General features: G+C 40.8%; 9 protein-coding genes. 5 read left to right on the forward strand and 4 right to left on the reverse strand.

The genetic code is table 11. From position 1 onward, the window contains the following. Nucleotides 1-636 precede the first annotated feature (636 nt). Nucleotides 637-1,644, forward strand: coding sequence for a quinolinate synthase NadA (gene nadA / locus GO493_RS02575; RefSeq protein WP_157304536.1), 1,008 nt, complete (start codon nt 637-639; stop codon nt 1,642-1,644). 473 nt (nt 1,645-2,117) lie between these two features. Here nadA and GO493_RS02580 read toward each other — a convergent pair whose 3' ends face one another. The 3 genes from GO493_RS02580 to GO493_RS02590 form a co-directional block, all read right to left on the reverse strand. Then, on the reverse strand, nt 2,118-2,834 hold the full coding sequence (locus GO493_RS02580; protein WP_157304538.1) for an SDR family oxidoreductase: 717 nt from the start codon (nt 2,832-2,834) through the stop codon (nt 2,118-2,120). Nucleotides 2,835-2,911: 77 nt separating this feature from the next. After that, complete coding sequence (locus GO493_RS02585) at nt 2,912-3,862, reverse strand: helix-turn-helix domain-containing protein (protein ID WP_157304540.1); 951 nt, start codon at nt 3,860-3,862, stop codon at nt 2,912-2,914. Nucleotides 3,863-3,936: 74 nt separating this feature from the next. Next, nucleotides 3,937-4,176 (reverse strand): FeoA family protein, encoded by a 240-nt coding sequence (locus GO493_RS02590; RefSeq protein WP_157304541.1) that lies wholly within the window; start codon nt 4,174-4,176, stop codon nt 3,937-3,939. Between the two features lie 165 nt (nt 4,177-4,341). Here GO493_RS02590 and ybeY point away from each other — a divergent pair, with 165 nt between their 5' ends. From ybeY to GO493_RS02610, 4 genes are all read left to right on the forward strand, one after another. Continuing rightward, nucleotides 4,342-4,764: an rRNA maturation RNase YbeY gene (ybeY, locus tag GO493_RS02595; RefSeq protein WP_157304543.1), complete on the forward strand. Its 423-nt coding sequence runs from the start codon at nt 4,342-4,344 to the stop codon at nt 4,762-4,764. A gap of 1,722 nt (nt 4,765-6,486) precedes the next feature. Beyond that, nucleotides 6,487-8,355 carry a tRNA uridine-5-carboxymethylaminomethyl(34) synthesis enzyme MnmG gene (mnmG, locus tag GO493_RS02600; protein WP_157304545.1) on the forward strand — a complete coding sequence of 623 codons (1,869 nt, stop codon included), beginning with the start codon at nt 6,487-6,489 and terminating at the stop codon, nt 8,353-8,355. A 748-nt stretch (nt 8,356-9,103) separates the two neighbouring features. After that, nucleotides 9,104-10,240: a lactonase family protein gene (locus GO493_RS02605; protein WP_157304546.1), complete on the forward strand. Its 1,137-nt coding sequence runs from the start codon at nt 9,104-9,106 to the stop codon at nt 10,238-10,240. A gap of 64 nt (nt 10,241-10,304) precedes the next feature. Further along, complete coding sequence (locus GO493_RS02610) at nt 10,305-10,673, forward strand: hypothetical protein (RefSeq protein WP_157304547.1); 369 nt, start codon at nt 10,305-10,307, stop codon at nt 10,671-10,673. Between the two features lie 9 nt (nt 10,674-10,682). Here the strand turns inward: GO493_RS02610 and cls are convergent, their stop codons facing one another. Continuing rightward, a complete protein-coding gene (gene cls / locus GO493_RS02615) occupies nt 10,683-12,161 on the reverse strand; it encodes a cardiolipin synthase (RefSeq protein ID WP_157304549.1) in 1,479 nt (492 codons plus the stop codon). Nucleotides 12,162-12,249 lie beyond the last annotated feature (88 nt).

Consider the following 12,249-nt stretch of genomic DNA (forward strand, 5'->3'; position numbering starts at 1 on the left):
AATGCTTCATTCACAGGTTATCCACATTTGTCATGGTTTTTGTACCGGTTTTAACATAACGCCGGGGGATTTTTAATACGGCTACAGGCCGACATTTTATGATTTCCGTCACTTCAAAAACAGTTGTACGGTTATACACATTTCTGAGACGATAATTTCTTCATCCACATTAAAATGTGTACAAAGCTGAATGTAAAACTAAAAAAGCAAAATTCTTACGGAATAACTTTTTAGTTGTAGTTTATCCACATCCCATGTTAAGAAACCTTTAAAAATTGTCCAATATCGTGGTAAAAACCACAGATGAGGTACCGGAAAAATAATTTTGTTATTTCCATCCGGAAAGGTCCGGTTCCGGAAAATGGATTTTTGGTGATTGTTATTGGGCACTGTCCACACTTTTTCAGCAGGGGTACACCAAAAAAATTATTCACGGAAAACGATATCCACGGGTGTGGATGAAACTAGCTTAATTCAATACTGTGGCTCATTTCGACTGTTAATTTCGTGTGGATAGCCAACACCATAAGAATAACAACTACATTTGTACACGATGGCAAAATTTAGTTTTCACATATTCACACCCCTAATAGTAGTGGGTTTTTCTTTTTAAAAAAATAAACTATATATATAATTATGATAAGGGAGCTGGAAATTGCAAAAAACGAAATTCAAAAAAAAGGGTACCTGGATTTGCCCGTTGATGTCAGGCTGGATTTGTTTGCAGAGATCGAAAGATTGAAAAAAGAAAAAAACGCAATTGTTCTCGCACACTATTACCAGGAACCCGATATTCAGGATGTGGCAGATTATATTGGGGACAGCCTCGGCTTAAGTCAGCAGGCCGCAAAAACAGATGCAGATATTATTGTTTTTGCCGGCGTTCACTTTATGGCTGAAACCGCAAAAATTCTCAGTCCACAGAAAAAAGTACTGTTGCCCGACCTGAAAGCCGGTTGCTCACTGGCAGATAGTGCACCTCCCGAGCTCTTCAGGAAGTTCAAAGAAAAACATCCGGACCACCTGGTTATTTCCTATATAAACTGCTCCGCAGGTATCAAAGCGCTGAGCGATATCATTTGTACCTCTTCTAATGCCGAAAAGATCATCGAAAGCGTTCCCAACGACCAGCCGATCATTTTTGCCCCCGACAGGAATTTAGGGGCTTATTTGGCCAAAAAAACGGGAAGGGACATGTTGCTGTGGAACGGGGCATGCATGGTACATGAGATCTTCTCCCTGGAAAAGATCACCAAACTGAAGATCAGACACCCGAAAGCCAAAGTGATAGCGCATCCGGAGTGTGAAGCAGCTGTTCTCGAAATCGCAGATTACATAGGTTCAACTACCGGACTGCTGAAGTTCTCTCAGAAAGATGACGCAAAAGAATATATTGTTGTTACAGAAACAGGTATCCTGCATCAGATGCAGAAAGAAAATCCAGGCAAAACTTTTATACCCGCACCTCCAAATAACGCCTGCGCATGTAATGATTGTCCTCACATGAAACTGAATACGCTCGAAAAGCTGTATCTGTGTATGGAATATGAACAACCGGAAATTACAATGAACGAAGATCTCCGTATTGCAGCCAAAAAGCCGATTGAGAGAATGTTAGAGATTAGTGCACAATATGGTTTGTAGTTAAGTTGTTGTTTATCAACTAAATATAATTTATTTTATTGTTTATATAACTGAAAAGGGGCTGTATAACATAGTTTATACAGCCCTTTTCCTGTTTTTGAAGGGCTTATAGATGCAATAAAATTTTGTTTCGCGGGGTATTATACAGGCCGTTTTATCTACAAGGCCTTCATTTTTGAATGGCTTATAGATCGCATAAAACTCAGTTATCCCTGTATCTGTAGGGGATATTTAATTCTCAGCGCTTTCATATGAAGGCCTTATGGTTACAATGGAAGTCAGATTTCCGTGGATACCACGGAAAAACATCTTCTGTTCAAACTATAAAGCCTTCAAAAATGAAGGCCTTATAGCTTGAATGAAAATCATTTGTCTGAAGGGTTATACACGCTGATTAATTCTCAGCGCCTTCATAAGAAAGATGTTTTTACACAGTTATCCACATTTCAGATAAAAAACTGCTGAATTTGTTTTTAACCAAGCCCGCCATGACATGAAAGCACTATTCCGTTAACATAGTTGTTTATAACTACACTTAAAATAGCATTTGCCACTTCTTCAGCTTGTCCAACTCTGCCCACACAAACCTGCTTTGAAAAATGCGCGAAAGTATCGGCTTTATCTGCTTCATTTAAAAAGTCCCACCAGGCTGTGTCTATTACTCCTGGAGAAACTGCATTGATCCGCAAAGGCTGAAGATCTTTTGCAAGTATAGGCACCATAATTTCAAGCGCCCCGTTAATGGCAGCAAGCCCTGAAGTACCTGGTAAACGTGCGGAACTGGATGCGGCTGTGACAAGAGTAACGCTTCCGGTTTTCTCAACAAATGGAAGAGCTGCCTGGATGGTTTCGAGATGTGACCAGAATTTCTGATCAAATCCTGCACGGAGTTCATCGAGAGAAAGGGTAGGGAAGGAACCCGCACCTTTCGATCCGCTTACTGAAATAATCAGGTGATGAAAAGTGCCGGATGAAGAAAAGAAGACTTGCAGATCTGCCGGATCACTACTGTCAAGTTTTGTAATGTTCAGCTTCGGGTTTTCCTGTTTTACTTTTTGAAGTTTTTTTTCATCCCGGCCTGTAATTGTAACAATGGCGCCGAGGCCGGATAAAAGTTGAGCTGTAGCCAGGCCTATCCCTGAAGATCCTCCCGCTATAAGAATTCTTTGATTTTCTATTTGCTTTGTCATAGTGTTTTGTTTACAAAGCAAAGTTGCAAAGGATGCCGGCAGGAGAATTGTTCACATGGTTCGGATCATTGATCGGTTCATGCCGGAAACCTCTCCGCCGGGCGGGTGTTTCTGTAATCCCCGGGAGTATTTCCTGTTTGCTTTCTGAAAAAATGATTAAATGCAGATGGTTCGCTGAAATTTAATTTATACGCGATCTCGGCAGAACTGAGTTCAGTGTATCTTAGAAGTACCTTTGCCTCCTGGACTAACATCTCGTTAATGGCATCTGAGGCAGTTTGATTGGTAACAGCCTTTACCGTGCGGTTCAGATAATTTGGAGTAACATGCAAAAGTTTCGCATAATCTGCTACATGCCGCAACTCAAGAAAATGTTGCGCTACTAATTTGTGAAAACGGGTAACAAGATGGTGAACCGGACTCAGTTCCCGGTTAATTGAAAGTTCCTGTTTTTCATAACTTCTTTTCGCCACCAGCAACAGGAGGTAGAGATACATTTTTATGGCTTTGGTCCGGCCGGTGTTTTCCTCACGTATCTCAATATTGATCCGGTTAAGAAGTTCAGTCATCTCATTGATTTCTTCTGAAACACATTGAAAGACCTGTATGCCTGAATAGTCAAAAAAGGGAAATTCCTGCTGTAGGGTAGTGGAAGGTAATAGATTTTCCAGGAACGTATCTTCAAATAGTACATAGTATCCAAACAGATCGTCACTTACGTCAGATTTGGCATGTACCTGTCCCGGGGCAGTAAAAATTACAGTGCCGGCAGTAACATTGAAATGCTCAAGGCCAATTTGTATATGAAGGGAGCCGTTAATCAGAAGTCCGAATCTATAGAACGATGATTTTGAAGGTGAGTAGGAAGGAAGCATTCCATCAGAAGAATATATTTCAAATCCTGGGATATGCAGATGTTGGGATAGCTGATGAGATCCAAAAATATTTTTAACGGCAGGTTCCCGGTGAAGTTTTGAGTGCTCTGGACTTAAGGAGTGGGCAGGAATTTGATTTTTGAGTGTCTTCATACGGATAAAATTACGAATGATCCTATCACTTCAGACGTTTCTTACATGAGTGGATCATTCGTAATTATATCTTGTCAGGCAATTTCTTCCACCCATATAAAGTCCGCTTCTGTTTTGCGGAGAGATAGATTGTAGCCAGCCACCATAATTGAGATCGGATCTCCAAGTGGAGCAACCTTTTCTATCTTCACCGTTTCTCCGGGAACACATCCCATTTCCATCAATTTGATATGCAGATCATCCTTTTCGAAGGAGGTTATTACTGCACTTTTTCCAATAGCAAGGGAAGACAATTTAATCACTCCTTTTTTCATCCGTTTGTTATTTTTAGCTTTGGCCAGATACTTCCCTGGTTAGTTTAGTATGTCTGGAATTTTGATGGAACAAAGGTAGTGGCTGCAGCCCAATCAAACAAAGACAGGTATGGGTGAATCAGAAATTTCACTATACTTTTACATTCTCAATTAATTATAACAAACATGGCTATAAATTTTACCCCTCATGAGGTAAAGGTGAATTTAAAGAATAAGACCAGGCTCAAGGCTTTTTTAAAAGAACAATTTGCCAGGGAAGGGCAGGGGCTAAAAAGTTTGCAGTATGTTTTCTGTAGTGACGACTATCTTTTGGAGATAAATCAACAGTTTCTGCAACATGATACCCTCACTGATATTGTTACTTTCGAGCTTGGAACTGATCCCGGTGTAACAGAAGGTGAGATTTATATAAGCGTAGACAGGGTGAGAGACAATGCAGAAAAGTTCAAAGTTAGTGAGGAACAGGAGCTGCATAGAGTAATTTTTCATGGGGCTTTACACTTATGTGGGTATAAAGATAAGCGTAAGGACCAGGCAGCTAAGATGAGGGAGAAAGAGAATGAATACCTCCAGCTATATTTTGGATAAGCTAAAGAGGGATGTTCCACGTGGAACATCCCTCTTTTCTGTTCCTCAGTTCTTCATTTTTTTGGTTTGGCGGTACATTCAAGATTTTTCTTTTTTGATAGTTAATCCAAACTCAGCTTAAAAGTTCCTCTTAATAGCTAACTTTAATTCTACCAAAAGGAACGAATTTTTCCTTCTCATATTCCGGTGTTATCATTTACCCTCCTTATTTTCTATAGAAATTTTAATGGGATCCTTCGTTTAATCACCCATTGCCTCTGAGCTTCTAAGCATTTCCTTTTACTTATTACTTCAACTTACCTTCCCAAAGAGTCCCGTTAAGTCTTATTTTCTTCCAGGGAACATACCCCGAAATCTTTCTATCTAATACCTCTTTGCTTGAGGAAAGACCAACTTGCCACTGTTAATTCTTCAGTTTTATGCAATCCCATTCCAAGCTTTTCAAAGTATACCTCGTATTACCTCATAGTGTACTTTCTCCCCAAGAATATTCTCTAACTATTATGGTACTCCTGGTTTCCTGCAGGCTCCTTTCAAAGCCGTCTTTCTAATATCCCATTTTATTCTCTCTATGAAAGCTCAACCAACTAGCTCAACCATTTTTGTTTCCGGTTCTAATGTATCTATCCAAAAACTTTCCTTTAAGTGTTCTTCCAATCTTTCGCCTTACCTTTTAAAAGACGGAGGTTTCTTACTAAACCTTCGGTTTCATTTCAGGTCCTCCCAAGAGATGTCTTCCCTGATACCTGGTTTTACCCTCTGGTAAGCACTGGCTGCTCACTGGTTTATCCAAGTCCATCGGTACCTTTCCAAGGTACTTCCAAAACAATATTTCTGGTACCTCCTCTGCCTGTTTTGAAAAGTATCCTCTCCCTATTTAACCCCAATTCTTATTCAAACCTTTCGAAGATGTTTTCCCAGACAGAGTGTTTTCCTTTTCCTGAAGGCACCAACCTTTCATTATTGTCTTCCGGCTCAATTACAAGCCACCTCAACTTTCTTCAAAATTGCCCTTTTAAAATATCTCATCTTACTTCTCTGGAAGGGATCGTCTTTTTATTAAGTGTCAGTTTCTTCCAAACGGCCCAGGAATGTTTTACCTAAAACACCGCACTTTATTCTTCCGGGAAGATAAACCTGACTCTAAATATTCCACTGTTTTATTAATAACTATTCAACTTCTCCCTGAGATATTCTTTCAAAGATTTCATTTTACTCTTTGAAAGGAATATTTTTTCCCGGTTTAGTCTACAGTTTAATACCAGCTTCTCAAAGAGATTCCCCTGAACTAACTAACCTCATCTTACCTCTGCGAAAGGAGAGAACCTCCCTGATTATCTCTACTATCAAACTCATCCTACCTGTTCAAAAGGGAGTAACCTTTGTCTAATTGCTCCCCTGTTTTCTCAATCATCATTCAACCTCTCCCTGAAAACTGCCCTTGCTCGTACTCATACCTACCTCTTTGAAAGGTTATTTTACTTACTGGTTCCTTGAATTCACCTTTCAAACAGCTCTCTTTTTATCTCTCGGTCTCTTTCTAAAAACGTCCTACCAGTCTCGGTTAATAAAGAACCTCTTATTCAAAGCCTCCCAAATACTTTATCTTGCCCCTATTATTTTTTCTAAAACACTCTTCACTCCAAACCCATTTCTTAATGTTCCACGTGGAACATAATATATCCCACCTTCTATGTACTTTTGCATCTTCAAACTAAATGAATGTTTCCATCTTACGATGTTATAGTGGTAGGCGCCGGACATGCCGGTTGCGAGGCAGCCGCGGCAGCTGCAAACATGGGGTCAAAAGTATTACTTGTCACCATGAACATGCAGACTATTGCCCAGATGAGTTGTAACCCAGCAATGGGAGGTATAGCCAAAGGGCAGATAGTAAGAGAGATTGATGCACTGGGAGGATACTCCGGTATAGTAACAGACCAATCAATGATACAGTTCCGCATGCTGAATAGGTCTAAAGGACCTGCCATGTGGAGCCCAAGAACACAAAATGATAGAATGCTGTTTGCTGCAAAGTGGAGAGAAGCCCTTGAGCAAACACCTAATGTGGACTTTTACCAGGACATGGTAAAAGGTCTTTTGGTAAAAGACGGTAGATGCTGCGGAGTAGTAACCGGATTAGGACATGAAATAAAAGCTAAAGCAGTTGTACTCACCAACGGAACTTTCCTGAACGGAGTAATGCATATAGGAGATAAACAGTTTGGCGGCGGACGCGTAGCAGAAAAAGCCGCGACCGGAATTACCGAACAACTGGTTTCCCTGGGCTTTGAAAGTGACCGCCTGAAAACAGGAACACCTCCCAGAATAGACGCAAGAAGCCTGGACTATTCCAAAATGGAAGAACAAAAAGGAGATGATGTTATTACCGGCTTCTCTTACCTGGACGTTGAAAAAATAAAACCTGAACAACAACGTAGCTGCTACATCACTTACACAAGTGGTGATGTACACGAAATGCTGAAAACAGGATTTGACAGATCTCCCATGTTCCAGGGTAGGATACAGGGAGTAGGCCCCAGGTACTGCCCAAGTATCGAAGACAAGATCAACCGCTTTGCCGAAAGAGACAGACACCAGCTTTTTGTAGAACCCGAAGGTTGGAACACTGTCGAAATATATGTGAACGGTTTTTCTACCTCACTGCCGGAAGATGTTCAATACAAAGCTCTGCAGCTAGTACCCGGATTTGAGAACTGCAAAATGTTCCGACCAGGATATGCCATAGAATATGATTACTTCCCACCAACCCAGTTACAGTTCTCACTTGAAACAAAACAAGTGCAGAACCTTTTCTTTGCCGGCCAGATAAATGGTACCACCGGTTATGAAGAAGCAGCATGTCAGGGTCTGATGGCAGGTATCAACGCTCACCTGAAAGCAACAGGTCAGGCGCCTTTTGTTCTGAAAAGAAGTGAAGCATACATCGGAGTACTGATAGACGATCTGATCAATAAAGGTACTGACGAACCTTACCGCATGTTCACCTCAAGAGCAGAATTCCGTACCTTGCTCAGACAGGATAATGCAGACCTCCGTCTTACAGAACAAAGTTTCCGGATGGGACTTGCCGGACAAAACAGGATGGAAAAAGTAATCGTGAAAAGGGAAGGAGTGGAGAAAGTGAAAACTATCCTGAAAGAATTACCGGTAGATCCTGAAGATATCAATCACCTGCTGGCTGAAAAAAATACTTCCCCTCTTCCTCAAAGAATGAGAGCTTACCAGATACTGCTTCGCCCAACCCTGGATATTTTTTCAATGAAAGAAAAAGTAACGAAGATCGGAAAAGCACTGGCTGGGTTCAGCGATGAAACTTTAGAACAGGCAGAGATCCAGATCAAGTATGAAGTATATATCGAAAAGGAAAATGAACTGGTGAAAAAAATGAGCCAGATGGAAGACCTCATCATTCCCGATAGCTTCGATTATTCAAAACTCGTTTCACTCAGCGCCGAAGCAAGACAGAAATTTAACAGGATACGCCCCCGTACTTTAGGTCAGGCAAGCAGGATCAGTGGAGTCAACCCTAGTGATGTTCAGATCCTCATGGTATATATGGGCAGATAAAACTTAGAAATATTCAGATAGTTTTTTGTCTAAAATAAAAATACATGCTTTTTTATGAGCATGTATTTTTTTTGTTTATATTCGTTCCGAACCGGAGAAAACACTATTGAAAGAGCAACCGAAGAGTATCAACCTATAAATTCAGATACACACAAACCAGAATTTTTATTCCACTTGTTGAGAAAACCAGAATTGGGACCTACTAGTTTTATGTCAGGGTTTTTGTTTTGAAAAGTTCCAATAAAATTCTCTCCAATTATTTGCTTCGCTTTTTTATTTCATTTCGAAGAAACTATCATCATCATATTTTAGTAAGAATTGTTTTTTAAAGTAAAGGTTAAATTAGAAGTATAAAGTAACCCGGTCCGTTTCTTCGGACTGGGCTTTTTTATACCCAAAACTCCGGAAGACCGAAATCTCCTTTATTTAAAAAATCCAGTCTTGCACAGCGAAAAAGATCCCTCTCTCAAAAAGAGTTTTGCCGAAGACGCGAAACCCATTTTGAAAGCAGTTTTTACATCAAAACGAAATTTTAAACTAATGTACTAACCAATAATTACTAATTTATTGACATTCAATTAATTATGTATTTTTATATCGAGCTCATTATCTCCCTAAATTTCAACGATCTCAAAATTGGCATATCATTGCCTCAAAATAGGGGTGAAGTGAGAAATTGCCCTTTAAAATGCGTTTTCTTCATTTATGGCATATTTTGTAATTTGTTTACACTAAAAGTCCGCTCTATATGATCCGATTACTCCTTGCCTACACAATTTTATTAACACCAGGTATTACAATGGCGCAAACTGATACAACGAAAGAGAAATTTCTGCTGGTCGGGACCTACACGAAAAATGAAGAAGAAGGCATTAATGTTTATGCCTTCAACACATCTACCGGCACACTCCGTTATGTGAGCACCGCAAAAAATGTAGACAACCCTTCTTACCTGGTCATCGCCCCGGATCATAAACATGTGTATTCTGTAAATGAAGGCGCAGATAAAAATGCTGGAGTAAGTGCATTTGAATGGGATACTACTTCCGGACAACTCACCTTCCTGAACAAACAACCCTCAGGAGGAGATGCCCCTTGTTATATCTCTACAGACCTCGATGGTAAATATGTAATTGTCGGAAACTATAACGGAGGAAGTTTATCTGTTTTACCCGTAAGGCCTGACGGGAAAATAGATGCCCCCGTACAAACTATAGAACATACCGGCAAAAGCGCCAATAAAGAAAGACAGGAAAAACCACATGTACATTGTGTGGTGTTTGGTCCCAACCATACATATTTATATGTACCCGATCTCGGCATAGACCAGGTAGCTATCTATGCATATAAACAGGGCGATGTACAACCACTCGTTCCGGCAGATCCCGGATTTTCTCCTTTTCCTCCCGGATCTGGTCCGCGGCATATCGTTTTTCATGAAAACAATAAATGGGCATACGTGATCCATGAGCTGGACGGAAAAGTTACCGCCTTCAGATATGACAATGGAAAATTGGTTCCTTTCCAGGCAATATCAACTTTACCTGAAAATTATAAAGGACAACCTTCCGGCGCCGACATCCATATTTCTCCGGATGGAAAATTTTTATACGCTTCCAACAGGGGAAAACTCAATAATATTGTTATATATAGTATAGATAAGAAAACTGGTACCCTTACCAAAAAAGGAGAACAATCATCCGGAGGTAAAACTCCCCGTAACTTTATGATAGACCCCAGCGGAGAATTTTTGCTGGCCGCCAATCAGGATTCAGATAATGTGGTAGTTTTTAAGCGGAACAAAATAACAGGCCTGCTCAAAAAAACTAACCAGGAAGTAAAACTGCCTAAACCGGTATGTTTAAAAATGATAGGAAGTAATTAAACTTTGAGTGTGGATCGATTCCTGTTGGCATTACTTTTTCAGCAAACTGTATAAAAAGAGTGTTATGAAAAAGAAGTTGTCAAAAACAAAGGAACAGGATAAAAGAAAAGCTCCTTCCCAAAAGGAAGCAGAGAAAAAAAGAAATAAAACATTTCCGGGATATCCTTCTCACCCTGCCAGGGAAGACATCACTTATCAGGGTGAACAGGAAAACCTGGATATGGAAAAAATTACAAGATCTTCCCGGATCAATAATGAACTGGTTCGCAGAGAAGGTGTGAACCCCACTGAATTTGATGATGGTCTCGACATACCCGGATCAGAACTGGACGATGAACAGGAAATGACCGGTATGGAAGACGAAGAGAATAATTATTACAGCCTCGGCGGAGACAGGCATGAAGACCTGGAAGAAAGAGAAGATATCATCTGAGTTGTATACTTACAGAAGAGGTGTCAACAATCTGCATACTGCATCTATGAACCGCTCCCAGACAGAGCGGTGCTTCCACGTGCGCCTGTCTATCTGAACAGCGTCCCGCAGGTCCTGTGCAAAAGCAGTGTTTAATTGTTGTACCAGTTTCTTGTCATAAGAAACTACTGCAATTTCACTGTTCAGGTAAAAACTACGGTAATCGAAATTCACAGACCCGATAATTGCCAGGTTGTCATCTACCGATATCGTTTTGGCATGTATAAAACCTTTCTCATACAGGTATACTTTCACCCCTGCATCCAGCATAGGTTTAATATACGATTGTGCCGCATGCTGCACAAAAAATGAGTCGCCCCGTTTTGGAAGCAGGAGCTCCACATTTTTTCCCGCCTGCGCCGCCATCTGCAAAGCAGTAAGTACCTGTTCATTCGGTATGAAGTAAGGATTACTTATCCTGATAGTACGTCTTGCCAGGTTAATAGCCATGAGTATACTTTGCATGGCCATCGGGAAATCTGAGTCCGGCCCACTGGCCACTATATCAGTAAAGCAATTCTCCTCCAGGTCTGACCGCTGAAAATAAGGAGGACTGAAAGGAAATGTTTTTCTGCTGCAATACCGGTAACTCATCAGGAACTGCAACTGTAGCAAATTCACCACATCGCCCTCCAGCTTCAGATGAGTATCCCTCCAGAACACGGGATGTTTGCCGTTATTCAGATAACGGTCATCTATATTGATACCACCGGTAAATGCAACTTCCCCATCTATGACAATGATCTTCCGGTGATTCCGGTAATTGGCGTTCACATAAAAATTGATCAGAACAGGAGAGAAGGAATATACTTCCGCACCATATTCTTCCAGCCACTCAGGAATTTCTCCAATGTCATCACATCCCAGGTCATCATAAACAAAACGTACTTCAACACCTTCCTGTAATTTTTCTACCAGTATGGCAGCTACTTCATTACCCACATCGTCAGCGGCAAAGATGTAGTATTCTATATGTATATGATGCTTAGCTTTACGCAGGGCCTCAAATACCGCGGGAAACTTTTCCTCCCCATTCAGTAAAAGCGCAACTTTATTATTCTTTGAAACAACAGAGTGCCTGGTATTCAGTAACATAGCAGATAACTCCTGTTTACTGGCCACCTGGTGGCGCAATTCCAGTTGCAGACTTTCTATTTCCTTACGCTGCGATTCGAAGTAACGCAGCATAAGTGTCTCATCCTTACTGCCTTTCAGCGTAAAACGCCGGCGCTTACGCAGGTCCCTTCCCAGGTAGTAATAAACGATGAGACCAAGAATAGGAACAAATACCAGCAGCATGATATAAGCCAAAGCCTTGACAGGGTTGCGGTTCTCAAGTAATATCGTACCCACCACACCAATAAAGGAAAGAGAAAGCAGCACATAACCTGTGATCTTGATAGCTATGTGCCAGTCGGTGCCCCAGAGAAAGTAAAGTATCTGATACACGAGGATGTGAAATAGTTATGTGGATAAAGGTAATGGTTATAGCGCCATGATGTAAAGAATAAATTATCCCCATACACCGTTCTTAACA

The organism is Chitinophaga tropicalis, from assembly GCF_009758205.1.
In the GTDB taxonomy this organism is placed as follows: Bacteria; Bacteroidota; Bacteroidia; order Chitinophagales; family Chitinophagaceae; genus Chitinophaga; species Chitinophaga tropicalis.